The sequence below is a fragment of the Paenibacillus shirakamiensis genome (assembly GCF_017874255.1).
Taxonomy (GTDB): Bacteria; Bacillota; Bacilli; order Paenibacillales; family Paenibacillaceae; genus Fontibacillus; species Fontibacillus shirakamiensis.
In genome coordinates this window covers 409902-433659 of sequence record NZ_JAGGLD010000003.1, presented here as the reverse complement: position 1 = coordinate 433659, position 23758 = coordinate 409902, and the positions used below count along the sequence as shown (strand labels likewise).

Below are 23758 nucleotides of genomic sequence, written 5' to 3'. Positions count from 1 at the left end.
TTGTCATGAGATGTTCGGGTTAAGCGGTTGTTACAACTTGGCAAAAGGGGCATAATGGATGCTAGGGAAAATATATAGATGGAGGCGTATTCATGACTTATAACGATCGGTTCATTCGTGCCTGTAATAGGCAGGAAGTGGATCAGCTACCCGTGTGGTATATGCGTCAGGCAGGTAGATACGATCCCGAATATCGCAAGATCAAAGAAAACTACAGTCTGTTAGAAATTTGCCGTCAACCTGAGCTTGCTGCAGAAGTCACATTGATGCCTGTCCGCAAACTTGGTGTGGATGCTGCAATTTTATACTCCGACATCATGAATCCAGTGGCTTCCATTGGCATAGATTTTGACATTGTAAAAAATATTGGTCCGGTCATCGACAATCCCATTCGGACTGCTCAAGATATTGATAGATTGCGTCCGATTGATGTGGAGGGAGATTTATCCCACATTCTCGAGACGATTCGTATTTTGGATCGTGAGCTGGAAGTACCACTCATTACTTTTGCTGGGGCTCCATTTACGATTGCCAGCTATTTAATTGAAGGCCGTCCATCCAAGAGTTATATTCGTACCAAGGGCATGATGTATGGGGAACCTGAGCTATGGCATCGCCTGATGGAGAAGCTGGGTGATATGGTTATCGAATATGTAAAAGCTCATGTGCGTAGTGGCGGCAAAGCCTTTCAGCTCTTTGATAGCTGGGTGGGCGCTTTGTCACCCAGAGATTTTCAGACCTTCGTATTACCGACGATTACTCGTATCTTTGCCGAACTTGACGAACTCGATGTACCGAAAATTTATTTCCCAGGCGTAAGCTCAGGAGAACTGCTTCCTACCCTGCAGCAAATTCAGGCCGATGTCATTGGCCTCGACTGGCGTGTATCGATTCCAGAAGGACGCAGACGTACCGGTGGGAACTTTGCCGTTCAAGGTAATCTGGACCCTTACGTGCTCACAGCGCCAATGGAAGTAATTAAAGAACATGCCAAGCTTATTATAGATGAAGGCGTAATCGATCCCGGATTCATCTTTAATTTGGGACATGGGTTATTCCCAGAAGCTTCACTGGACAAACTTCGAGAGTTAACGGAATTCATTCATACGTATTCTGCTGAAGCGATAGCTCGTAATCATAGCGCATCCAGGTCATAAGGTTTCTAAGAATAGAGATAACTGCTTTACAATACTTTCGTGAGGTGATTGTTCCATGAAACAAAAGATAGGTGTACTGGTCATGTCCTATGGGACACCGCAGAGTCTGGATCAAGTTGAGGCTTATTATACCCACATTCGCCGAGGAAGCGCGCCTTCCCCTGAACAATTAAAGGAACTCAAAGATCGCTATGAAGCAATTGTCGGGGGATTCTTCCCGCTTCGTCAGAACACGGATCGTCAAGTGGACGCTTTACAAGAGACGCTTAGCCGCAATACGCAGGATAAAGAGGTCGAATTTGTCGTTTATCAAGGGCTCAAACATGCCTTTCCATTCATTGAAGATGGTGTGCAACAGATGGCGGAAGACGGCATTACCCACGGTATTGGTATCGTTCTAGCTCCTCATTATTCCATTATGAGTGTAGGAAGTTACGTGAAACGTGCGGAAGAAAAGGCGGCTGAAGTTGGAGTTACTATGTCCTTCATTCGTGACTATCACCTGCATCCGCAGCTGCTTAAAGCATTGGCTCAGCGTGTCAGCCAGAAATTAGATCAGTTCGAGGAAGCTGGCGCAGCTAGAGACGATGTGAAAGTGCTTTTTAGTGCGCATAGCTTACCTGCTAAAATTCTGGAAATGGGCGATCCCTACCAAGATCAACTGTTAGAGACTTCTGCGGCTGTGGCTGACATGACAGGGGTCAAAGATTGGCAGTTCACTTGGCAAAGTGCCGGCAGAACCGCAACGCCTTGGCTGGGACCGGATATTCTGGATACGCTCAAGACCTTAAGTGCAGAACAAATTGAATACGTATTGGTAGCTCCGATTGGATTCGTATCCGATCATTTGGAAGTGCTGTATGATTTAGATATTGAAGCACAAGCTGCTGCTGAAGAACTTGATATGCGGCTCATGCGTACCGATTCACTCAATACAGATCCCCTCTATATGGAGACGCTAAGCGATACAATTATTACAGCGTGGGAAAAGGAATGATTGGCTATGAATGATTCTGCGAGGAAGATCGTCATTGTGGGCGGAGGGTTAACGGGACTAAGTACAGCCTTCTATGTGAGGAAGTTCTACCGGGAACAAGGAATTTCTGCTCACATTACGGTACTTGAGAAAAGCAGAACCATGGGCGGCAAAATTGAGACACTCCACCGGGACGGATTCGTTATCGAGAAAGGACCGGATTCATTTCTTGCCCGGAAAACGGCGATGATTGAACTGGCTCAAGAACTTGAGATTGAACATGAACTCGTCTCCACAAATCCGAATGCCAAAAAGACGTACATCGTCAAACAAGGGAAGTTGCATCCGATGCCCTCGGGACTGGTGTTAGGTATTCCTACAGAGATTGGACCCTTTCTCAAGTCTGGTCTCATCTCTTGGCGTGGGAAAATGCGCGCCATGCTAGACCTAGTTATTCCTGCACGCAAAAATAAAGCGGATGAATCGTTGGGTCACTTTATTGAGCGTCGCCTAGGTAGTGAAGTACTTCAGAATGTGACCGAACCACTGCTTGCGGGGATCTATGCGGGCAACACCTATAAGCTTAGCTTGAATTCTACCTTCCCGCAGTTTGGTGAAGTAGAGCGCGCACATGGCAGTGTAATGCGCGGAATGATGTCGGGCAAGAAACCTGTGGAGACGCATAGTGGGACGAAGCGCAGTGCTTTTCTTACGTTCCGTCAAGGTCTGCAAAGCCTAATCCATGCTCTGGTGCATGAGATGCAGGATGTGCAGCAGATGTTAGACACCGAGGTGACCGCTATTGATCAAAATGAAGGTCGGTATACTGTAAGATTGGGGAATGGCGATGTAATGGAGGCAGATCAAGTCGTCGTCACCGCGCCAGCTTTTGTTGCAGCGGATCTACTCCGACCGTTTGTGAATGTAGATGCACTGGACGCTGTGAACTATGTCTCAGTGGCTAATGTGGTGATTGCATTCAAACGTAAGGATTTAGAAGGCATATTCGACGCTTCAGGATTCCTGGTCCCTCGTAAGGAAGGCCGCAACATAACTGCATGTACTTGGACTTCAACTAAATGGCTGCATACAAGTCCAGAAGATCATGTTCTTCTACGCTGTTACGTAGGTCGTTCGGGAGATGAACAAAATGTACAGCTTCCTGACGATGCTTTAACGCAGCTTGTACTCAAAGATTTACGAGAGCTTATGGGCATCACAGCAACACCGCTATTCACGGAGATTACCCGGCTCTTCAAATCGATGCCTCAATATCCAGTAGGACATCTGGAGCATATCGCATCGCTTCGTCAACAACTGCAAACGCAAGCACCAGGTCTATATGTAACGGGTGCTGCCTTTGAGGGTGTAGGGTTACCGGATTGTATCAAGCAGGCAAAAGAGCTTGCGATGGATATGGCAGACTTTACTGGCTGAGAAAAGTGTGGTATTGCTAGATAAGACCCGTAAAAAAGGATGTGCAAGTCGTCCTTTATACGGGTTTTTTAGCTTAAATATAAGCTGCGCCTAATTCTTTAGTTCAGCGAATATAACTGATATAATAGGAACGATGCTTCAACAAAAATACTTAGGATTAAAGGAGTGAATGGGCGATTCAACCGAGATCTCAAAAGTATAGCGCGGATAAAAGGAACATACAGCAGCGGCAGTGGCGGACGTGGACATGGCTTAACTTATCACTAATTGCACTTATCGGTTTAGTTCTTACTTTTTCTTATTTTAATAACAAATCTAAAGCCGAATTATCCCCTCCCAAAACTAAAGATAGCCCGTCCGGGATAATTTCAGGTCAAAATCAGAATCAAGGATCAAAAGTATCAGAGCCTGTATCCAGTACAACTAAAAGTAATGTGGAAAATGTGAAATCGAGTACGGATCATGTACGCATTCATTTCGGCGGGGATACATTATTTTCGGGCAAAGTAGCAGATAAAATGACTCAAAATGGAGCGGATTATCCGTTTAAGTATGTGAAGGATCTGTTTCAAAAGGATGATCTGACGCTCTTAAATCTGGAGACTCCTGTCACAGAGCGCGGAACGGGAGCAAAAAATAAGCAATTTGTCTTCAAATCTCATCCCGATGCGCTCAAAGCAATGAAAAAAGCAGGCGTAGATGTAGTGAACTTAGCTAACAATCACACCTTGGATCAAGGTACAGAAGGTCTTCTGGATACGTTATCGCATCTGAAAGCAAATGGAATCTCTTATGCAGGTGCTGGAAAAGATAGCGCTGAGGCTTACGCCCCTGTATATGTAGAGCGTAAGGGTATTAAAATTGCCATTCTTGGCTTCAGCCGCGTTCTGCCTGAAATGAGCTGGAATGCGAAAGCAGGAAGACCTGGTATTGCAGGAATATACAATGAAGATCTAAAACTTGCCGTTCAGTCTATACAGCAAGCGCGCGCAAAAGCGAGCATTGTCATTGTTGTAGCTCATTGGGGTAAAGAGCGAGTAACAAAAGCGGATGAACTTCAAAATTCCATAGCCCATGCTTTCGTGGATGCTGGAGCAGACCTCGTAGTAGGTGGCCATCCTCATGTGCTCCAAGGCGTGGAGCAGTACAAAGGTAAATGGATTGCCTACAGCGCAGGTAACTTTATTTTTACCAAAGCTACGGGGAGACCTCAGACGTGGGACACGGCTGTATTTGAAGCAGACTGTAAGACTACCGGTCAGTGTGACTTGAAAATGATTCCTTACTTTACGGAGATTGGTCAGCCGATTCCCAAGAGTGCAGCAGATGGTGCGAAATTATTAAAATCGATAGAAAAATTGTCTCCGGGTATTAAGATTGATGCCTCGGGTAATTTGAAATCACTTGCTCCGAATACAAGTCTTGGATTTAATTCATCGAAGTCGACCTCAGCAGAGCAAAAAGACTTGACTCAAGAAAATTCTGGCTAACGCATAGAAAACAATTTGGAAAATAAAGAACTTAGAAAAAAGCTTGGAAAAAAGTTAGAAAAGAAAAAGTTAGAAAAGAAGTTTAAAAAAGAAAATAGAAAAGAATTTAGAAAATCAAAAGAGATTTCAGACCTAAGGAGTGTGCTTCATGTTGAACTATTGTGCCGCTCATCGAGGATTCTCCGGCAAGGCTCCAGAGAATACCATGGCAGCCATGAACCTAGCTATGGAGAACCCTTATGTTCGGTGGGTAGAGACGGATGTGCAACTTTCGAAGGACGGGGTCCCTTTCCTCATTCATGATTTTACATTGAACCGCACTACGAATGGGCGTGGTCCTGTGAAGAATGCGTCTTGGAACTATCTTCGTACATTGGATGCAGGAAGCTGGAAATCTGCGGCCTATGCAGGTGAACGACTGGTGACATTAGATGAATTTCTTACAGCAGTGCGGGGGCGCTTGAAGGTCAACATTGAGCTGAAGACAGAGAACAATATGTACCCGGGCCTGGAAGAGAAGGTGATCGACTGTGTTAAGCGTCAGCAAATGCAAGACGATGTCGTTCTTACCTCATTTGATGTCAATGCATTAGCCAAAGTAAAGAGTTTGGACCCAAGCATGGAGATTGGCCTCATTATTGATGGATATCCGCCAGATCTATTAGATCGCCTTAAGCAGATGGATAGTGCATTTCTATCTATCTCTGCCAGACATATTACGCCTGCGTTAGCAAATGAAGCTGCGGAGCGTGGCGTTCAGATGATGGCTTGGACAATTGATGATCCCGTGACCATGCGGAGAATTGCTCAGATGCATCCAGATCTATTAATCTGTACCAATCGACCCGATGTGTGGCAGGCGACCTTGATTGATGGAGAGAACCAAGAGCTAGGCCGCTGGAGAACTTGGTTCAAAAAGTAAGCGCTATGCAGTACGTAGCGAATGAGTTATACACCTAACAGATTACAGGAAGGGGATACACCTATGAAATCCAATGTCAGAAACGTTTTTTGTGTTGGGCGCAATTATCGTCTTCATGCGGCAGAATTAGGCAATGATGTGCCTACAGAACCGATGATATTTCTCAAACCATCCCATGCGGTAAGTTCTATGGATGGTCATGTGCTTAGACTTCCTTCACAACAAGGTGAGATTCATTATGAGGCTGAGTTGGTACTGCGAATTGCGAGAGCTTACGTCCCGGGGATTTCGGTCGATGATCTGGTCGATGTTATGGCGTTGGGCATTGATTTTACCCTCCGAGATGTGCAAAATCAGCTGAAGAAGAAGGGCCATCCTTGGACGGCAGCTAAAGGATTTTTGAATTCTGCACCCATTACTCCCTATCAGGCGTTTCCTGGTACAGAAGAAATTGGGAACCATATATTTGAACTTCATAAGAATGGAGAATCCGTGCAGAAGGGGACTACCCATGATATGATCTTCTCTTTACAAGACATTGTAGATTATATTGCGGATCACTATGGCTTGGATGAAGGAGATCTTATTTTTACAGGGACTCCTGCTGGGGTTGGGCCTGTAGTGGCAGGGGATCAGTTGGAACTTTTCTGGGATGGTAAGCCCTTGGGTAGTACAACCATCGGACATCAGCTGTAATGAGCTGGTTCATCGGATGGGGTGGTGCAGCTCTTGTAGCAGGGGCAGCTTATTATAAAAAATCACTTACCCTCTCCGGCATGCTTGCAGCTATGGTGATGGGAACGGTGTACTATGGTGCGGGGAATGTGTTTTGGTTTGGAATACTGTTAGTCTTTTTTATTACTTCTACACTCTTATCTAAATGGAAAGGGCATAAGAAGACCGTTCTAGAACAGGGATATGAGAAAAGTAGCCGTAGAGATGCGGGACAAGTATGGGCCAATGGAGGACTAGGGATGATGCTTTGCCTAGCTCACTATATTTGGCCTCATCCCGCTTGGATCTATGCTTTCCTTGGAGTGATGGGTTCAGTTACCGCAGACACTTGGGCCACGGAACTTGGAGGACTAAGCAAGAAGGCTCCACGATCTATATTGACAGGACGTCAGGTTCTCCCGGGTACTTCTGGTGGAATATCGTTCTTGGGAAGTATGGCTCTTGTGGCTGGGGCGTTAATTATTGGCATCATGGCTCCCTTACTAGCAGCCCTATCCAGCGCGACGTTTCCTGCTGATGGCTGGGTATGGGTATTAGCGGGACTGCTCGGGGGGACGGTGGGTGCTTTTACAGACTCATTACTCGGTGCCACCTTGCAGCGAATGTATCAATGCAGTGCATGTGGAAGAGAAGTAGAAGTCCCTATACACTGCGGGGTAGCTGGTGTAAGAATACGCGGCTGGTCATGGATGAGTAATGATGCAGTGAATGGGTTAAGTTCCATAGCAGGTGGCATCGTGGCCCTGTTGATAGGTCTGATTATGGCATAGAAGGAGGTGAACTGAAGTATATGGACAAGTTCCATACCATCTTAGATGCGGCATATGCCCATTTCGGTGCCAAGGGATTTTATGATACGAAGATCTCGGAGATTGCGGAGACAGCAGGTATAGCCAAGGGTACGGTCTATCTTTATTTTAAGAGTAAAGAGCAGTTGTTCGCTGCGGTATCTAAACGAGACTTTGATACTTTTTTGGAGCACTTGGAGGAAGGTTTAGCTGCTAAGCAATCTTTAGAAGATCAGCTTCGGTTCATCGCCAAACACCATCTGGAATACTATTATGACCGCAAAGATCATACCAAATTATTTTTTATGGCACCTAACAATGATCCGGAGCTCATGAAGATGATGGAACATTTTTTGCAGAGTTATATGAACAGAGTGTTCAGCGTTATGAAAGAAGGCGGAATTAAAGAGCCTATGTTACATGCGAAATCCTATATTGGGATGTTGGATCGCTTGAAAATGGACATCTTATTTAATCACGAGTTCACCCGAGAAAATTTGGAAAAGGATATCCACTTCGTATCTCATCTGTTCATTCATGGCTGTGCAATTCCAGAATAAACGGCCTCTGATGAAATAAAGATGCGGACGCAGTACAAATATAGGATAGAAGTAGGGGTACAACCAATGAATATAATGACTGTAGAACAGTTATCCAAAAGTTATGGTGAAAAGGTTCTGTTTGCGGGAGCATCATTTGGGATGGAAGATCAGGATAAAGTAGGCGTAGTTGGCGTTAACGGAACTGGGAAGTCTACATTTCTCAAAGTCATTGCGGGGCTTGAGACGGCGGACGAAGGTAAAATCTCAGTGAGTAATGATGTACGTATTCGTTATCTGGCACAGAATCCGGATTATAATCCAGATCTTACGATTCTTCAGCAGGTCTTCCATGGCGGCGGAGAAGAGCTACAGACGGTATATGATTACATGCAGGTTTTGACTAAGCTTGAGGAACAACCCGAAGATCAGCAAGCTCAGGAGGATGCCTCAAGGCTAGGACAGGATATGGATCGTTTGCAGGTATGGTCACTTGAGAGTGAAGCGAAGAGCGTCCTGTCTAAATTAGGATTAACAGACATGAGCCGCCTGATGGGAACGTTGTCGGGAGGACAGCGTAAGCGTGTAGCTTTGGCCTCTGCACTGATTCAGCCGTCTGAACTACTCATACTGGATGAGCCTACCAACCATATCGATAACGATTCGGTCGCTTGGTTAGAGCAGTATCTACAGAAGCGTCGAGGCGCATTACTCATGATCACGCATGATCGCTATTTTTTAGATCGGGTAGCTAAAGTCATGATTGAACTCGATCATGGTCGTCTATTCCGTTACGAAGCGAATTATAGCCGTTTCCTTGAACTGAAAAGCGAACGCGAAGAGCGCGAAGCTTCATCCGAGCATAAGCGTCAGAATTTACTGCGTACGGAATTAGCTTGGATTCGAAGAGGAGCGAAAGCCCGTTCTACCAAGCAAAAGGCTAGAATTGAGCGATTTGAGACGTTACAGAATCAAAAGCCAGATCAGAAAAATGGTTCTGTCGATATCTCAGTAGCATCAACACGACTTGGACGTAAAATTTTGGAGATTTCTGATCTGGAGTACAAAGTGGGCGATCGCACGTTAATTCGAGATTTAACGTATACTGCAGTTCCCGGTGATCGCGTAGGGATTATTGGCCCTAACGGAAGCGGCAAATCGACGCTGCTTAATCTCATTGCAGGCAGGTTACAGCCTACAAAAGGGTTGGTGGATGTAGGGCAGACCGTAAAATTAGGTTATTTCACACAGGAACCTCAAGAAATGAAACCGGAACAACGGGTCATTGAGTATATTAAGGACGAAGCAGAAATTGTGACGACTGCGGATGGATCCCGAATTACAGCGGCTCAGATGCTGGAGCGTTTCCTATTTGATCCCGGTATGCAGTGGACTCCGATTAGCAAATTGTCCGGTGGAGAGAAACGTCGCCTCTACCTTCTGAAGATTCTCATGGCTTCACCCAATGTACTGATGCTAGATGAGCCTACCAACGATCTCGATATTCAGACGCTGACTGTCTTAGAAGCTTATCTGGATGAATTCCCGGGTGCTGTGTTTGTAGTCTCCCATGATCGCTATTTCCTAGATCGGACGGTCGATCGGATAATGGCATTTGAGAGCGATGCTCGTATCTCCGAACATGTAGGAGACTATAGTGAATATGAAGAACGTAAGGCTCAACTGTTGAAAAATGGCTCTTTAACCGAGATGGATAAATCACCTGCGGTGCCTTCGTCTACGATCTCTCCTAAAGTTACAAGCACAGGGGCAAGTGACAAATTCAAAGAAAAGCTCAAGTTCTCTTTCAAGGAGCAACGCGAATATGACACTATTGATGCGGACGTCGAAGCGGGAGAGTTAAAGCTTACCGCCATTGCCGAGGAGATGGAGTCCTCTGCAAGTGACTCCGGCCGGCTTCAAGAGTTAATGCGGGAACAGCAAAAGGCTGAAGAGCATTTAGAACATTTGATGACACGCTGGACGTATTTAAATGAGCTAGCTGAGAAAATTGAAGCTCAGAAAAAAGCTTGAGTGGAACATACAAAGGGCAAAACAAAAGCACGCTTACCTTAAAGGTAGGGGTGCTTTTTGGTATGGAAACTATGAAGATATGAAGCTACAATGAACTCCTATTATTTAAACGAAGCAAATCCTTCGTCAGCCATCACGACACTGCCGTTAATTGCACTCGCTTCAGGCAGAGATAATAAATAGACCGTATCTGCAATCTGCGCTGGTTGGGTTAATTTGTTACCCATCACTTTTGCTTTCATGCTATCGATCATCCCAGCATTTTTGTATCCTTGAATGATAGGAGTATCTACTGCCCCAGGAGCTACGCCAACTACTCGAATTCCATATTCAGCTAACTCAAGTGCCCCCGATTTGGTCATCATAATGACAGCACCCTTGGTAGCATGATAAGCGAACGTGCCCGGAGAAGCCAAAAAGCCGAACACGGAAGTCGTGTTAATGATCACCCCTTGAATATTGAGGTCGCGCATTTTTCGTCCCGCAGCTATAATGCCGTAAGCTACGCCATGTTGATTGACAGCAATGGTCTGATCATAACGTTCCATATTTTGATCCAGCACCGGCCCAGCCCCACCGATCCCAGCATTGTTGAACATGACATCAATTCTGCCATACGTATCTACGGCTGCATTGACCAAAGCTTCGACTTCTTCGAACTTAGATACATCGGTTTTGACGAATGTAGCTTGGCCACCCTTAGCTTCAATTTCTTGAACTACAGCTTGTCCCGCTTCTTCATTAAAGTCCGCAATCACAACTTGATCGCCTTTTCTTGCAAATGTAAGTGCAGTCTCTTTACCAATTCCGCTAGCTCCGCCTGTAATAACTGCAACGCGTTGTGTACTCATGTATTTTTCCTCCTGTAGTAAGCAATCTGTAAGAGCAAATTAAGTGTAGCAAGATTGAGTGTTAATTAAAATTTAGTTATTATTAATAATAATTAAGTAAGGATTAATAGGAGTGGAAGTAGGCATGAATATTGAACAGCTCGAATATATCGTAAGTATCGCCAAGACAGGTTCTTTAACTGGAGCATCCCGCAAAGAACATGTATCCTTGCCGGCTATTAGTCAGGCGATTACCAGCATGGAGACAGAACTCGGCTTGAGTCTATTCACCCGCGCACGGGGACAAGGAGCAGTGCCTACACTGGAAGGCCAGATCATTATAAGAAAAGCAGATGAAATTCTGACGTTGCTACAAGATATCCGAGATGAGGCTATGAGTTACAAGCATACGTTAAGCGGGGAACTTAGAATTGCTACTATTCCTGGACCGATGCATCTACTCGTGGATGTCGTCTCTAATTTCAAAAAGGATTTTCCTCAAGTCAAAATTCAAATTTGGGAAAAGGGTCCCAAAGAAATTATGGATGACTTACAGCATCAGCGCATAGATGTTGGACTAATGGTTTTTTTTGAGCGTGAAATGAAGAAGGAGAAGGGTGTGATTTTTGAGAAATTGAGAGAGGGAAGGATTGTTGTTGGCGTTCACGCCCATTCTTCTCTTGCCTTAGAATCGTCAATTCGGCCAGAACAGATGATTAATCAGACCTTAGTCCTCTATGATGATGAATATATCTCTTGGTATATGGAGCAGTTCATGAAGAAGTATGGACCGGTAGACATCTTATTTAAGACCAATAATGTGCAGGCTATTGAAAAAGCAGTACGTGAGGAAATTGCGATTACTGTAGGGATAGATTACTCATTTTCCGCAAATCATGCATCCATCAAACCCTTGATGTTAGAACTGCCTGAAGAGCATCCTGTATACTATGGTTGGGTAGAGCGGGAGGGCAGTTCCTCGCCTATTGTCGAGAAGTTCATACACCGTTTGAAGCTGGTGCATTAAGTGGAAGGGTATAGGCTCCGAGCGAAAAGTTAGCAACAATAACATGTCCTCGAATGTTAAGGCAAGCAGGGTAGTTGTTACCTAGAGAGTTATACAGAATAGATAGATGAAGACGAAAGACATGAGCCTCTTGCTCATTCCATGCGATAATCATTTAGCTGAGAGCACAATAACAATAACCCAAGATCCCTTTCAGGATATTGGGTTATTGTGCTATCGAAAGAGAGCACAAAAGTGCTTCTTTATTTAGAAGTTATTAGACGTTATTTAGAAGTAGGCTGCTCCCTCTATATTTCAAGATGCGTTAGTCCATTCATATAGGGTCTTAAGGCTAGAGGAATGTAGATTGATCCATCTTCCTGCTGGTGGTTCTCTAGCAATGGAATCAACAGTCTTGGGAGAGCTACGGCTGTATTATTTAAGGTATGACAGAAGACAAGATTTCCTGTCTCATCGCGGTAGCGGATATGGGAACGTCTAGCTTGGAAATCCAGAAGTATCGACGACGAATGAGTCTCTCCATAAGCTTCCCGGCTTGGCATCCATGTCTCAATATCGAACTGTTTGTATGTCTTCTGAGACATATCCCCCGTACAGACAGCGACGACTCGATAAGGTAATTCCAGCATAGTTAGTAAGTCTTCTGCATTTTGGGTAATCTCTGCGAGCATTCGCTCGGATTCGTCAAGATCATTGCGGCACAAGATGACTTGTTCCACCTTAGAAAATTGATGGACCCGATATAGTCCACTGACATCTCGTCCTGCCGAACCGACTTCACTACGGAAGCAGGTCGATAGAGCAGCTAGTCGCTTAGGCTGAGTCAAATCCAGAATTTCTTGACTATAATACGAGATTAGAGGAACTTCCGAAGTACCTACAAGATATTTAGATTCCCCTTCAATCTTGAAGCTCTGATCTATTCCCTGAGGAAAGAACCCCGTTCGTTCCATAGCTTCTGCGTTCACAATTAGAGGGACATCTAGCATCTCAAACCCTCGCTGAATCAAAAGATCTATGGCGAGTTGCTCCACCGCACGTTTGAGTAAGACGCCCATCCCTCGCAAATAATAGTGCCGACTTCCAGCCGTTTTCACACCCCGTCTACAATCTATCAGTTGATGCATCTCCCCGAGTTCAATATGACTTTTCATAGGGAAAGGAAACGCTGGAGGTTGACCTACTCGAGAGATTTCTATATTGTCTGCATCCGATAGGCCATAAGGAGTATCTTCAGATACGCGATTCGGAACCTGCATCAGCAGTTCATGAAGAACCTTCTTATGATGCTGAAGCTCTTTTTCCTGAAGCTGGAGCTCCTTATTATTCTTTCTTACTTCGTTCTTTAGCTGAGCCATGTCTGCTTGTTGTTCAGCTTGCATAGCTTGAGCAATCTCAGAAGTGAACTGATTGCGTAGATAGCGCAATTGTTCTACCCGGGCTAGCGATGCCCGCCATCTCTCATCGGCTTGGATGACCTCGCTAACATCAAGCGAAATTCCTTTTTCGTTCGCGGTGCGCTGCACCTCATCTGCATGCTCTCGAATCCACTCTACGTCTACCATAATTACCCGCTCCTTAGTCGTAAAAATACAAAAAAAGCGCCCTTGTCCTTTTGGGACGAGGAGCGCTTACGACTCGCGGTGCCACCCAATTTGATTCTGCCCTAAGCTTACGTCAGAATCCTCTTTGGTCCGCGATAACGGGCGGTTCCGGTTAACTTAGAAGGTCATGAGCATCATGAACTTTTGACGAGAACGCCTCCGAGTTGGAATCTCTTCATCGGCTTGATTCGAAATGTTAAATTTAAAGTAGTATACCTCAGATATTCGTGAAAATTCAAGTCTGTATTAAATATTTTATTTGAGAGATATAATCTGTCTTAAATCTCTGGAGTCTCCGAGTACATTATGACCCGGTACGTTCAGTTGTGAAGATCCATCCCCATCCAAGAAAATGCCTTCTTTTGAGCGACCTGGGGCAATCTGTTCTTGAATGGCGGATCGAAACTCAGCTGCCGTGGCACGGGAAGGAGTTACAATTAGCCACAGTTGATTGTGTTCATCATAGACCAGCCCTGAACGCAGCCGTTGTTCCAAGGGATAAGGTAACTTTTCTTGATCGATAGCACTCTGCCAACTGTTCTCGTGCATGAGATTCATACTGATCCCACCTTGAGCAAAATAACGGTTCCGGTTCTTCACCAGAAGATCATCTGCGGATGAGACGACTTGTACGGAGAAGCGGCGAGCCGTATCGTCCCACACGAGTGTTCCTCTCGGGTATTTCACATTATACCAGCCTGTGCCATACGTACGGGCTGTTCCTTTAACAGGAAGATCGTTCTGAACTGCAATGCTCAGAATATCGGTACCAAAGAAAAAACCGCCATTCATCCCTAAGCTGGACTCATTTTGTAGAGGTGCGTTCACCGCTTTTAGGCCCACTTGCTCGGGTTTTAGGATTAATGCTTGTAGAATCACACCATTGCTAGCCGTATGCTCTGCATAACGATATTCATGCTTTATATATTGGCTTCCGAGTGATATCATCCATAGGATGCAGGATGCAAGTAGCAGTGTGGCGATACCAGCTTTAAGCCTAGCTTGTAACATAAGCGGCTAGGAGGCGAGCCGTATTCAAGACGGCTTGTTTGTGCGTTCGTTCCATGGCATGGGAAGCATGCACACCAGGGCCAATTAAGGCTGCGCGAAGATCATGCCCACCTCGAAGCGCAGCAGAAGCATCAGAACCATAGCGTGGATAAATATCGACGGCAAATGGAATTTGTGCAGCTGTAGCCAGCTCAATAAGTTTGCTAGTCATATCATAGTCATACGGGCCAGTAGAATCTTTGGCACAAATGGAGACGTCCGTTTCTTTACAAGAAAGATCATCTCCGATACAGCCCATATCTACAGCAATCAGCTCTTCAATTCCCGCAGGTATAAAGGAAGCTCCATGCCCGACCTCTTCATAATTAGAGATTAGGAAGACTAGGTTATGCTTCGGAATCCATCCTTCCCGCTTGGAGGACTCAATTAAGCTTAGAAGAGCGGCTACGCTTGCTTTATCATCGATATGACGGGATTTAATATAACCACTTGGGGTAATGACTGCCCGAGCGTCAAACGAAATGAAATCTCCATTTTGGATACCAAGCTTAAGTACATCTTCTCTTGTCTCCACTAGCTCATCGATTCGAACTTCCATATGACTCTCTTTGCGTGCAAATTCACCAGCATCCGGATACACATGGACAGAAGGGTGTGTGGTTAAAATTGTTCCGGTATACACCTTCCCATCGCGGGTGTGAATCTGGCAGTATTCATTCTCTATACTGTTCATGGCGAAACCGCCAACAATGGTCAGGGCAAGGGTGCCATTGGGACGAATCGAGCGTACCATAGCTCCTAATGTATCTACATGTGCGCTAAGTCCAATCGTCTTGCTCGGATCTTGACCCTCAAGAGTCAGAATGGCTCCGCCTTTGGCATTACGAGCAAAAGATACTCCAAGCTTATCCGCTTCTGCTTCAATTAATCGAATAACTTCAGCTGTGTAGCCGCTGGGGCTTGGGGTATCAAGTAGTTGTTTTAAAATTTCCAGTAAATAAGATTCGTTGATTGTAATAGACATGGGATGAGTTCCTCCTAAAATAAGTTAATCTATATGTTCTGATGTGGTGTTGTTGAGGGAATCCTTAGGTACACTTTGCGATTGTGTGGCTTTAAGTTCCTCCACTGTTGTCTGTTGCATCAGATCCAGCTTCAATTGTTGGTTCTCTCTTTGCAGTCTATAGTTGCGATATAAGCCAAATGAACCTACTATGATACCGCCTAAAAGGGTCGAGCCTATAATGAGCAGGATGAGTGGTAAGCTTACCGTGGAGAAGAGCAGGTTAACCTGAACGGGCTTCACATTAATGACAGCGAACACCGCGGTGATTAAGGCGAATACCAGTGCAGCAATCAATGACCATTGGATTTTCATGAATTCACCTCGACTTTAATTTTGGTAGAAATAAATGAGAGATAATCCTAATATAAAATCCCTTACCCACACCGGGCAAGGGATTTTTGATCGCTGTTTACTAAATTATTTCGTCAAGCTCTCCATCTGTTCAATAAGTTCACCAAATACGCTCATTGCTTCCCGAATCGGTTGAGGGGAAGACATGTCTACGCCGGCTTTCTTAAGGATGTTAATGGAATAATCACTACCGCCGCTCTTAAGGAATCCAAGGTAACGATCAACAGCAGGCTGGCCTTCCTCCAGTATTTGTTTGGAGAAGCTGGTAGCGGCGGAGAATCCCGTAGCGTATTTATACACATAGAAGCTGTTGTAGAAGTGGGGAATACGTGCCCATTCCATCTCTATATCTTGATCAACAACCATCTTATCTCCAAAATATTTCTTATTCAGATCGTAATAGATGCTCGACAGTTCTTGCGGTGTGAGAGAATCACCTGCTTCAGCCCGTTCATGAGTAATTTTCTCAAACTCAGCAAACATCGTCTGACGGAACACAGTGGTACGGAACTGATCTGCATAATACGTAAGCAAGTACAGCTTTTGCTTAGGGTCTTTAGCATGCTTCAATAGGTAATCCATGAGCAAGGCTTCATTCGTAGTAGACGCTACTTCAGCTAAGAAGATTGTATACTGGGCATCACGGTAACTTAATGCTTCATCGGAGAAATAAGAGTGAAGAGCATGACCCATTTCATGAGCAAGCGTGAACATACTATTCAGGTTATTGTTGTGATTCAGCAGAACATAAGGATGCGCGCCGTATGCTCCCCAGCTATATGCACCGGTACGTTTGCCTTCATTTTCATAGACATCAATCCAGCGTTGATCAAATCCTTCTTGCAAGACTTTGGCATAATTCTCACCTAGCGGTTTTAAGCCTTCCTTGACGTACGTTTTAGCTTGATCATAGGTAATGTCCCACTTGTAATCTTCTACGAGTGGAGCGAATAAGTCGTACATGTGAAGTTCATCGAGACCCAGCAATTTCTTGCGCAGCTGCATATAGCGCTGAAGAAGCGGGAGACTTTCATGGATTGTGTCAATGAGGTTCGTATACACTTCCTTGGGGATGTTATCCCCATACAGTGACATCTCTAGCACGGACGGATATTTACGGACCTGCGCATAAAAAATGTTTTTGTTGATATTGGCACTTAATGTAGCGGCAATCGTATTCTTTTGCTTGCTATACGTCGCATACACAGCTTTGAAAGCACGCTCACGTACTTCACGTATTGGACTTTCAAGGAACTGAATGTAACTGCCGTGAGTTAGCTCCACTTCTTTTCCGTGTTCATCCTTAATTTTGGGGAATTTCAGGTCGGCGTTATTGATCATACCAAAAATATTTTGCGGCGCTTGAGACAAATTACCTACTTGAGCAAGTAACGCTTCTTCTGTTTTGGAGAGCACATGCGCTTTCTCGCGCTTAATCTCTTCCAAAGTAAATTTATAGGGAGCCAGTTCCTTATTGTTAATAAACCCATCGAGTTCATCTTCAGGTAAAGATAAGATTTCAGGGGTAACATAAGAAAGGGCTTCACTAAGCTCGACGCTCAGTTTTTTTGCTTTTTGTACAAGTGCCTGATATGTAGGATTCGTGGTGTCTTGGTCATGATTCAAGTGCGCGTAGACATAGAGTTTTTCAATCTCATTAGAGATTTCATCATCTAATTCGAATGCGGCTTTCAGATTGGCTACCGTGTTAATTTTACCTTCCAGACGGCCAGCTTCAGCTTTCTTTGCTTTTAACTTGTCGTAGGCCTGATCCCAAGCTTTTTGGTCAGTATATAAATCAGATAACTTCCAGCTATTTTCTTCGGTGACCTCAGAACGTTTCGGTAATGTACTCATAGGGATCCTCCTTGGATGTGTAGCAGATCGCTCTACTGAATTGGACTTGATGGATGCTGCGGATATCGGCGTAGCTCCATACAAAAGACTACAAGATAACATGATCGAGAGCAACGGCGTATAGTTGAACAACGTGGGGCCTCCCGGAATTTTTGTCCCTTAGTATATCCTGGGTTCCGGTGAATTATGAACCAGCTTTGTTCTTACTACCCTAAGAAACCAATAATCAAGAAGATAAAAGCGAGTACAATCATCACTGCGGCAGATAATGCAATCCCACGCTTTAAGCGTGGGGGGATGTTATTTTTGTTCATAATAACAACCAACCCCAGCGCAAAAGCAACTACAATAAAGACGGCAATTCGGGTATAGTCTATTTCCATGTATTATACCTGCTTAAATGAACTCATGAGTTCACGCCATTCTTCTTCCTTGCCTTCGAAATCTTCCTTGCGGAAGCGATTCTGTGCCCAATGCATTAAGGCAGGACGGCTGAGGAATGTATGTGTCTCTTCTCCCCATTGATCTGAAATTTCACGGAGAACCAGGTATTTTCCCTGTACTTCTACCGTCATCATATTCCATTTGTCAGTCTTATAAATTTCGTGTTTTTTAATCATAGTGGGTCTGTCTCCAGTCTATACATCTAATAGGAAATCATATGCAAAAGCTTGATAAAATCATAACGCACACCTACTAGGAAAGCAAATGTAAACAGGACTATGAGTACGCTTACACCCTTGATAAATAAGGCAAAAGTTGCGTTGCATTTAAGTAGGTCCTATCTTATAATATAGATATTCGCCAATAATGGCGTATTTTAGGAGGTTGTTCATTTGAAAGGTTCAGTGAAATGGTTTAACGCAGAAAAAGGGTATGGTTTCCTACAAGTGGATGGTGGCGAAGACGTATTTGTTCACTTTTCCGCAATTCAAGGTGACGGTTTCAAATCTTTAGACGAGGGCCAAGAAGTAGAATTTGATATTACGGAAGGCAATCGTGGAGCTCAAGCAGCTAATGTTGTGAAATTATAAGATACTCTCGGCTAGCATCGTTCACTGAAGTGGATGATGGGCCTCATACGAAAGACACAGTCTGTTGACAGACTGTGTTTTTTTACGTGCTTTGACCGAACCTTTAGGGTAGTGATACACTGAGAAAGAAAGCTTTATCGGCATTTACGCCACAATTATTCCGGTGGGGAGCGTTACACATGAAATTTAAATTATTCAAAGACCGCAAGGGTAAGGCCGACCAGGCCAAAAATAATCAATGGGTGAAACTTAGTCGTGAAATCTATATGCAAGCTCGTAAGGGTGGAACGAATCCGGATGCGAATTTTGGACTAAAGACGGCCATCGCTAGTGCTCGCGCAATTAAGATGCCTGCCGATAATATCGAACGGGCTATTAAGAAAGCATCGGGGAATGCAGATAACGTGGATTACGAAGAGATTTATTATGAAGGATATGGACCCGGCGGCGTTGCAATTATGGTCAAATGCCTGACAGATAATCGTAACCGTACAGCGGCGGATGTACGTTCGATTTTTAATAAAAGAGGCGGGAACATGGGGGAGTCAGGCTGTGTTGCATATATGTTCGATGAGAAGGGCCAACTTGTGATTGATCGTACGAAGTTTGAGGATCTAGATGAGGATTCCTTACTGATGCAGGCGGTAGAAGCAGGAGCTGATGATTTGGTGACTTCCGAAGAATCATTTGAATTGACTACGCATCCTCACGAACTGGAGAAAATTAAGGAAACTCTCGAAGGTGAAGGTCTAGAGTTCAGCAGTGCCGAAGTTCGATGGGTACCTCAGAATACCGTAGATGTAGATGGCGAGAATGCTGAGAAACTACTTAAGATGATGGATGCCTTCGATGATAATGATGATGTCCAGGATGTATTTGCTAACTTTGAGATTAGTGAAGCGGAAATGGAACGGATCGGCTAACACCGTCTTTAGTTGGACAAGGTTCTTGATATAGCAATGCTCTTGCTTCCCGGCAAGAGCATTTTTATTTATATGCGTTAAAACTATAGTATAACATCTTGGTTGTCCGCTTGGGGTCTGCGCAAATAGCGGAAGGCAAACCCAGCGCAAGCTAATATAGCAAAACTCATCGCGACCAAATAGAAATTTTTGCGGCCAAAGTGTTCAAACACCATTCCTCCCAAGGCTCCACTTAGAAGCCCTGACACACTAGACCACATGATGGTGAACAAAGCGAGACCCGTAGCCCGGTACTGATCTGGAATGAGCCGAGCCAAGTATCGAACAGATGTTACATAAAAGATGCCGAAGGACACACTATGCATCATCTGAATGAGAATGACACTGCCCGCAGAATCCGTAATACTCATCAGTAGGAATCTTGCTGCGAACATAATACAGGAGATTAACAGAAGGGGGAGCTCCTTGAACCGGTCCCCATATAGACTTAAGACGAAAAAAATAGGAATTTCTGATAAGGATGAGGCCAGAACCGACCAGCCGATCAGGCTATCGCCAGCTCCCATTTCTTTGAGTGTAATGGTAAGGAAAGCTTCATTCATACGATGACCAATCGCTAGACAAAATACGCAGCTAAGAAACCAGATTAATTCCTTCTGCTGAAGTATAGTGAACAACCCAGACAGATTAAGCTTTCCTGCTGTGGCAGGTTGGTCTTTAATCCTAAAGGTGAATACTAAAGTAGTGATGGTTAATAACATGCTGATGATTAGCGTCCAAGGTGTTCCAAAGTGACTGAGTACATAGCCAATAGCGATAGCAAAGAAAGCATATCCCAAAGAACCGAACATACGAACTACGGTAAAGTTTCTTCCATATTGGAGGGCAGTAGAGATAGCGAGCGTATCGGCTAGCGGATATATTGGATAGAAGAAGAAGTAAAAGATCGTGATAACCACCATCATACTGGCAAAAGAAACGGAGAAACTTAATGCGAGCGTTAGCACAAGTTGTCCAACGAGAAGAATGAGGAGGATTCGCTTAATCGTCCTATAACGGTCACTGATCATGCTCCATAGAAGATTGGAGAATAAGGAAATGAGGGGACCGATGGCATATAAGTACCCGATTTGTGTAGTAGAGAAGCCTAAGTATCGGTAAAATAGCGGAAAATAAGAGCCTACCAAGACGCTTGTTCCGTAGATTGTAAAGGTAAAGGCACGAAGCCAGTTGATGTCGGGATGACCCAGTTGCACTCTTCTCATGCTGTGATAACGCCCCATTCGTATCATTTTGAAGATAGGTATTTTACGAGTATAGCACAAGGAGAGGACATTTTTCTGTCTTTTCCGCTATAATGGAATAGATAGATTGGGTCTTTGGGAGGTATAAGGATGAGTGTATTTGTCTATAATGATAGGCTAGGCATTGAAGTTCCGGAATTTGATATACCCTTTGAGCAGTTTCCCTTGCAAGAAAGGTTACATATTATTGAAGTATGGGAGAGCATTCGGGGCAATATTCCTTCTAAGATCATGGATTTAGAACGAGAAATTGTGATTAGATTGTATGATCTGGGCGAAGAAGATAATTTTGAAGCAAGCTGTCAAATTAATACCGATATTGCTGAACTTGCTAGTATCATTAATGATTTATTGATATGGTACCGGGTGTCTGCAGATGTAACCGACGAGAAACGACATTTATAATTGTCTGTGACATAGTTTATTTGTGCAGATGGTTGGATCATATTATAATAGACATGGTTTTGGACGATTCGTATGTATACCACAACCAAGTGGAGGAAGATTATTGATTGAATTAGAAGAACGCCCTAATCAGATACCGAGGGAACCCATTCGATTAATGAGTCGAGTATATAAGCACGTCTTACCCGGTGTTCGTGAGGAGCTGGGAGCTTGGAAAAAACTCGCTGAGGATATTCCCGATGAAGAATTACGTAGACAAGCCTTAGCCAGTATTGCAACGAAACAATTCCATTGTCAAGGTGGCTCTGTGTACGCTGCGGCCAACTTAGAACAGAAGGACGTACTAATTGCGCTGATTGTAGCTTTTCAGACCATTAGTGATTATTTGGATAACTTGTGTGATCGCAGTACATCTATGGATGCAGGAGATTTTCGGTTGCTTCATCAATCCATGTTAGATGCCGTGAATCCAGAAGCTGAGATGCAAGATTATTATGCTTTACGTGACGAGAATGAGGATGGAGGGTATCTGCACCGCCTTGTCGCCATGTGCCGCAGTTGCATCGCCAAGCTGCCGGGTTACGCTGCCGCGAAGACCGAGGTGCTAGAATTGGTTAAGTTGTACACCGATTTACAGGTATATAAGCATATTAAGCCTGAATTACGTGAGCCAGCTCTATTAACTTGGCATGCGGAATATGGACATCTTGCCCCCGATTTGAAATGGAATGAATTCGCCGCGGCCACAGGTTCAACGCTCGGTATGTTCATGTTATTTTTAGCTGCAAGTAATCCTAGTCTAGATGAGGCAAGTGCTCAAGCAATTAAGAAGGCTTATTTCCCTCATGTATGCGGCCTTCATATTATGCTGGATTATCTCATCGATCAAGATGAAGACCGAATTGGCGGGGATTTGAACTTCTGCAATTATTACGATAATACGGACACGATGCTAAAGCGGATTTCGTATATTGTGGAATCGGCTCGGGAGGATGTAAAGGTGCTTCCGGTCTCCAATTTTCATCGTATGATTATTGAAGGTCTACTGGCCTTATATCTATCTGATCCTAAAGTGAGCCAGCAACAAGAGATTCGTAGTGCTTCCCAGCGCCTGATGAAGAAAAGTCCATTAACTCGCTTGTTTTTCTTCGCTAATAGCCGCTGGATTCGCAAATATATATGAGCCAAGTCTGAAGGAGGCAACAAGATGTCACATGTAAAAAAAATTGCAATTCTCACCAGTGGCGGAGATTCACAAGGGATGAATGCAGCAGTTCGTGCTGTGGTACGCAGCGGAATTTTTTATGGACTAGAAGTATACGGCATTCAGCGTGGATATCAAGGATTACTGAATAATGATATTTTCTCGATGGATATTCGTAGTGTAGGTGACATTATACAGCGTGGAGGTACCATACTTCAGTCTGCGCGATGTCTAGAGTTCAAGACGCTCGAAGGTCAAGAGCGCGGAGCTCAAATTCTGCGTGAACGTGGAATAGACGGACTTGTGGTCATTGGTGGAGATGGGTCGTATCAAGGTGCCGAGAAGCTTAGCCGTCTGGGAATTAAGACAATGGGACTTCCAGGGACCATTGACAATGATATCTCCTTTACTGATTATACGATTGGATTCGATACAGCCGTTAATGTCGTGGTAGATGCTATTAACAAACTTCGTGACACCATGTCTTCTCATGAGCGTTCATCAGTCGTAGAAGTCATGGGACGTCATTGCGGTGATATTGCGCTTCATGCAGGTCTTGCTTCTGGAGCAGAGACGATTCTATTGCCTGAGGTACCTTATGATTTGAATGAAGTGGCTGACCGAATGAAAATGAACTTTGACCATGGCAAACGACATAGTATTGTTATCGTGGCTGAAGGGGTAGGCCGCGGAGAGGATGTAGCAAATGCACTTAAAGAGCGTTACGCATCCATCGATCCCCGGGTTACCGTACTTGGTCATATCCAGCGCGGCGGATCACCAACTCCATTCGACCGGAATCTAGCTAGCCGACTAGGAGACTTCGCCGTACGCAAATTAATTGAAGGCGAATCTAACAAAGGTTGCGGTGTGCTTAAGAGTGAGCTAGTGCTTACTGACATCGAGAAGGTGGTTAACACGAAGAAATCCTTCAACATGGAATTATATGAATTAGCTCAACGTTTGTCCCATTAGCATGTATGGTCATAGATTGGATTGATCATGACATATTGCCATTACTCGTCAAGACCGTAACATAATAAGTCATACTTATAAAAAAAGGT

General features: G+C 44.4%; 25 protein-coding genes. 15 read left to right on the top strand and 10 right to left on the bottom strand.

Going from position 1 to position 23758, the window contains the following annotated elements:
- The first annotated feature begins 92 nt into the window (after window positions 1–92).
- The 9 genes from hemE to J2Z69_RS11485 all read left to right on the top strand — a co-directional run bounded on the left by hemE (window position 93) and on the right by J2Z69_RS11485 (window position 10078).
- On the top strand, window positions 93–1157 hold the full coding sequence (gene hemE, locus J2Z69_RS11525) for a uroporphyrinogen decarboxylase (protein WP_209862413.1): 1065 nt from the start codon (window positions 93–95) through the stop codon (window positions 1155–1157).
- A gap of 55 nt (window positions 1158–1212) precedes the next feature.
- Window positions 1213–2154: a ferrochelatase gene (gene hemH / locus J2Z69_RS11520; RefSeq protein ID WP_209862411.1), complete on the top strand. Its 942-nt coding sequence runs from the start codon at window positions 1213–1215 to the stop codon at window positions 2152–2154.
- A 6-nt stretch (window positions 2155–2160) separates the two neighbouring features.
- Complete coding sequence (gene hemY, locus J2Z69_RS11515; RefSeq protein ID WP_209862409.1) at window positions 2161–3570, top strand: protoporphyrinogen oxidase; 1410 nt, start codon at window positions 2161–2163, stop codon at window positions 3568–3570.
- A gap of 434 nt (window positions 3571–4004) precedes the next feature.
- On the top strand, window positions 4005–5060 hold the full coding sequence (locus J2Z69_RS11510; RefSeq protein ID WP_342591582.1) for a CapA family protein: 1056 nt from the start codon (window positions 4005–4007) through the stop codon (window positions 5058–5060).
- A gap of 148 nt (window positions 5061–5208) precedes the next feature.
- Window positions 5209–5982 carry a glycerophosphodiester phosphodiesterase gene (locus J2Z69_RS11505; RefSeq protein WP_209862407.1) on the top strand — a complete coding sequence of 258 codons (774 nt, stop codon included), beginning with the start codon at window positions 5209–5211 and terminating at the stop codon, window positions 5980–5982.
- A 63-nt stretch (window positions 5983–6045) separates the two neighbouring features.
- Window positions 6046–6678, top strand: a complete 633-nt coding sequence (locus J2Z69_RS11500; RefSeq protein ID WP_209862405.1) for a fumarylacetoacetate hydrolase family protein — start codon at window positions 6046–6048, stop codon at window positions 6676–6678.
- Window positions 6678–7487 (top strand): DUF92 domain-containing protein, encoded by an 810-nt coding sequence (locus J2Z69_RS11495; protein WP_209862402.1) that lies wholly within the window; start codon window positions 6678–6680, stop codon window positions 7485–7487. Before J2Z69_RS11500 ends, J2Z69_RS11495 begins: the two co-directional genes overlap by 1 nt.
- Window positions 7488–7507: 20 nt before the next feature.
- Window positions 7508–8065, top strand: coding sequence for a TetR/AcrR family transcriptional regulator (locus J2Z69_RS11490; protein ID WP_209862400.1), 558 nt, complete (start codon window positions 7508–7510; stop codon window positions 8063–8065).
- 66 nt (window positions 8066–8131) lie between these two features.
- On the top strand, window positions 8132–10078 hold the full coding sequence (locus tag J2Z69_RS11485; RefSeq protein ID WP_209862397.1) for an ABC-F family ATP-binding cassette domain-containing protein: 1947 nt from the start codon (window positions 8132–8134) through the stop codon (window positions 10076–10078).
- A gap of 101 nt (window positions 10079–10179) precedes the next feature.
- On the opposite strand, the gene J2Z69_RS11480 is transcribed toward J2Z69_RS11485, so the two are convergent.
- On the bottom strand, window positions 10180–10929 hold the full coding sequence (locus J2Z69_RS11480) for an SDR family NAD(P)-dependent oxidoreductase (protein WP_209862394.1): 750 nt from the start codon (window positions 10927–10929) through the stop codon (window positions 10180–10182).
- A gap of 124 nt (window positions 10930–11053) precedes the next feature.
- Between J2Z69_RS11480 and J2Z69_RS11475 the strand changes: the two genes are divergently transcribed.
- On the top strand, window positions 11054–11935 hold the full coding sequence (locus tag J2Z69_RS11475; protein WP_209862391.1) for a LysR family transcriptional regulator: 882 nt from the start codon (window positions 11054–11056) through the stop codon (window positions 11933–11935).
- Here J2Z69_RS11475 and J2Z69_RS11470 read toward each other — a convergent pair.
- The 8 genes from J2Z69_RS11470 to J2Z69_RS11435 all read right to left on the bottom strand — a co-directional run bounded on the left by J2Z69_RS11470 (window position 11907) and on the right by J2Z69_RS11435 (window position 18444).
- Window positions 11907–12089 (bottom strand): hypothetical protein, encoded by a 183-nt coding sequence (locus tag J2Z69_RS11470; RefSeq protein WP_209862389.1) that lies wholly within the window; start codon window positions 12087–12089, stop codon window positions 11907–11909. The genes J2Z69_RS11475 and J2Z69_RS11470 overlap by 29 nt on opposite strands.
- A gap of 133 nt (window positions 12090–12222) precedes the next feature.
- Window positions 12223–13500, bottom strand: coding sequence for a serine--tRNA ligase (gene serS / locus J2Z69_RS11465; RefSeq protein ID WP_209862387.1), 1278 nt, complete (start codon window positions 13498–13500; stop codon window positions 12223–12225).
- 294 nt (window positions 13501–13794) lie between these two features.
- Window positions 13795–14550 carry a hypothetical protein gene (locus J2Z69_RS11460; RefSeq protein WP_209862385.1) on the bottom strand — a complete coding sequence of 252 codons (756 nt, stop codon included), beginning with the start codon at window positions 14548–14550 and terminating at the stop codon, window positions 13795–13797.
- Window positions 14537–15574 (bottom strand): M42 family metallopeptidase, encoded by a 1038-nt coding sequence (locus J2Z69_RS11455; RefSeq protein WP_209862384.1) that lies wholly within the window; start codon window positions 15572–15574, stop codon window positions 14537–14539. Before J2Z69_RS11455 ends, J2Z69_RS11460 begins: the two co-directional genes overlap by 14 nt.
- 24 nt (window positions 15575–15598) lie before the next feature.
- Window positions 15599–15928, bottom strand: coding sequence for a LapA family protein (locus tag J2Z69_RS11450; protein ID WP_209862381.1), 330 nt, complete (start codon window positions 15926–15928; stop codon window positions 15599–15601).
- Between the two features lie 105 nt (window positions 15929–16033).
- Window positions 16034–17824 carry an oligoendopeptidase F gene (gene pepF / locus J2Z69_RS11445; protein WP_209862378.1) on the bottom strand — a complete coding sequence of 597 codons (1791 nt, stop codon included), beginning with the start codon at window positions 17822–17824 and terminating at the stop codon, window positions 16034–16036.
- 206 nt (window positions 17825–18030) lie between these two features.
- Window positions 18031–18207 (bottom strand): hypothetical protein, encoded by a 177-nt coding sequence (locus J2Z69_RS11440; RefSeq protein WP_209862375.1) that lies wholly within the window; start codon window positions 18205–18207, stop codon window positions 18031–18033.
- Between the two features lie 3 nt (window positions 18208–18210).
- On the bottom strand, window positions 18211–18444 hold the full coding sequence (locus tag J2Z69_RS11435; protein ID WP_209862372.1) for a hypothetical protein: 234 nt from the start codon (window positions 18442–18444) through the stop codon (window positions 18211–18213).
- A gap of 216 nt (window positions 18445–18660) precedes the next feature.
- Here J2Z69_RS11435 and J2Z69_RS11430 point away from each other — a divergent pair, with 216 nt between their 5' ends.
- Both J2Z69_RS11430 and J2Z69_RS11425 read left to right on the top strand, forming a co-directional pair.
- The gene (locus tag J2Z69_RS11430; RefSeq protein ID WP_209862369.1) at window positions 18661–18858 is read left to right on the top strand and encodes a cold shock domain-containing protein; all 198 of its coding nucleotides are present in this window, start codon (window positions 18661–18663) and stop codon (window positions 18856–18858) included.
- Window positions 18859–19037: 179 nt separating this feature from the next.
- Window positions 19038–19781 carry a YebC/PmpR family DNA-binding transcriptional regulator gene (locus tag J2Z69_RS11425; protein WP_209862366.1) on the top strand — a complete coding sequence of 248 codons (744 nt, stop codon included), beginning with the start codon at window positions 19038–19040 and terminating at the stop codon, window positions 19779–19781.
- A gap of 83 nt (window positions 19782–19864) precedes the next feature.
- Here the strand turns inward: J2Z69_RS11425 and J2Z69_RS11420 are convergent, their stop codons facing one another.
- Complete coding sequence (locus tag J2Z69_RS11420; protein ID WP_209862365.1) at window positions 19865–21046, bottom strand: MFS transporter; 1182 nt, start codon at window positions 21044–21046, stop codon at window positions 19865–19867.
- A 129-nt stretch (window positions 21047–21175) separates the two neighbouring features.
- Between J2Z69_RS11420 and J2Z69_RS11415 the strand changes: the two genes are divergently transcribed.
- From J2Z69_RS11415 to pfkA, 3 genes are all read left to right on the top strand, one after another.
- Window positions 21176–21490 (top strand): hypothetical protein, encoded by a 315-nt coding sequence (locus tag J2Z69_RS11415; RefSeq protein WP_245339225.1) that lies wholly within the window; start codon window positions 21176–21178, stop codon window positions 21488–21490.
- Window positions 21491–21593: 103 nt separating this feature from the next.
- Window positions 21594–22673 (top strand): tetraprenyl-beta-curcumene synthase family protein, encoded by a 1080-nt coding sequence (locus J2Z69_RS11410; RefSeq protein ID WP_209862362.1) that lies wholly within the window; start codon window positions 21594–21596, stop codon window positions 22671–22673.
- A 24-nt stretch (window positions 22674–22697) separates the two neighbouring features.
- Window positions 22698–23669 carry a 6-phosphofructokinase gene (gene pfkA / locus J2Z69_RS11405; protein ID WP_209862359.1) on the top strand — a complete coding sequence of 324 codons (972 nt, stop codon included), beginning with the start codon at window positions 22698–22700 and terminating at the stop codon, window positions 23667–23669.
- Window positions 23670–23758 lie beyond the last annotated feature (89 nt).

Coding starts and splice junctions, on each gene's coding strand:
- hemH (WP_209862411.1), top strand. CDS start 1,213: ATGAAACAAAAGATAGGTGTACTGGTCATGTCCTATGGGACACCGCAG.
- hemY (WP_209862409.1), top strand. CDS start 2,161: ATGAATGATTCTGCGAGGAAGATCGTCATTGTGGGCGGAGGGTTAACG.
- J2Z69_RS11425 (WP_209862366.1), top strand. CDS start 19,038: ATGAAATTTAAATTATTCAAAGACCGCAAGGGTAAGGCCGACCAGGCC.
- J2Z69_RS11415 (WP_245339225.1), top strand. CDS start 21,176: ATGAGTGTATTTGTCTATAATGATAGGCTAGGCATTGAAGTTCCGGAA.
- J2Z69_RS11470 (WP_209862389.1), bottom strand. CDS start 12,089: ATGATTATCGCATGGAATGAGCAAGAGGCTCATGTCTTTCGTCTTCAT.
- J2Z69_RS11420 (WP_209862365.1), bottom strand. CDS start 21,046: ATGAGAAGAGTGCAACTGGGTCATCCCGACATCAACTGGCTTCGTGCC.
- J2Z69_RS11455 (WP_209862384.1), bottom strand. CDS start 15,574: ATGTCTATTACAATCAACGAATCTTATTTACTGGAAATTTTAAAACAA.
- J2Z69_RS11480 (WP_209862394.1), bottom strand. CDS start 10,929: ATGAGTACACAACGCGTTGCAGTTATTACAGGCGGAGCTAGCGGAATT.
- hemE (WP_209862413.1), top strand. CDS start 93: ATGACTTATAACGATCGGTTCATTCGTGCCTGTAATAGGCAGGAAGTG.
- J2Z69_RS11500 (WP_209862405.1), top strand. CDS start 6,046: ATGAAATCCAATGTCAGAAACGTTTTTTGTGTTGGGCGCAATTATCGT.
- J2Z69_RS11440 (WP_209862375.1), bottom strand. CDS start 18,207: ATGGAAATAGACTATACCCGAATTGCCGTCTTTATTGTAGTTGCTTTT.
- J2Z69_RS11450 (WP_209862381.1), bottom strand. CDS start 15,928: ATGAAAATCCAATGGTCATTGATTGCTGCACTGGTATTCGCCTTAATC.
- serS (WP_209862387.1), bottom strand. CDS start 13,500: ATGGTAGACGTAGAGTGGATTCGAGAGCATGCAGATGAGGTGCAGCGC.
- J2Z69_RS11485 (WP_209862397.1), top strand. CDS start 8,132: ATGAATATAATGACTGTAGAACAGTTATCCAAAAGTTATGGTGAAAAG.
- pepF (WP_209862378.1), bottom strand. CDS start 17,824: ATGAGTACATTACCGAAACGTTCTGAGGTCACCGAAGAAAATAGCTGG.
- J2Z69_RS11435 (WP_209862372.1), bottom strand. CDS start 18,444: ATGATTAAAAAACACGAAATTTATAAGACTGACAAATGGAATATGATG.
- J2Z69_RS11495 (WP_209862402.1), top strand. CDS start 6,678: ATGAGCTGGTTCATCGGATGGGGTGGTGCAGCTCTTGTAGCAGGGGCA.
- J2Z69_RS11460 (WP_209862385.1), bottom strand. CDS start 14,550: ATGTTACAAGCTAGGCTTAAAGCTGGTATCGCCACACTGCTACTTGCA.
- J2Z69_RS11505 (WP_209862407.1), top strand. CDS start 5,209: ATGTTGAACTATTGTGCCGCTCATCGAGGATTCTCCGGCAAGGCTCCA.
- J2Z69_RS11475 (WP_209862391.1), top strand. CDS start 11,054: ATGAATATTGAACAGCTCGAATATATCGTAAGTATCGCCAAGACAGGT.
- J2Z69_RS11490 (WP_209862400.1), top strand. CDS start 7,508: ATGGACAAGTTCCATACCATCTTAGATGCGGCATATGCCCATTTCGGT.
- pfkA (WP_209862359.1), top strand. CDS start 22,698: ATGTCACATGTAAAAAAAATTGCAATTCTCACCAGTGGCGGAGATTCA.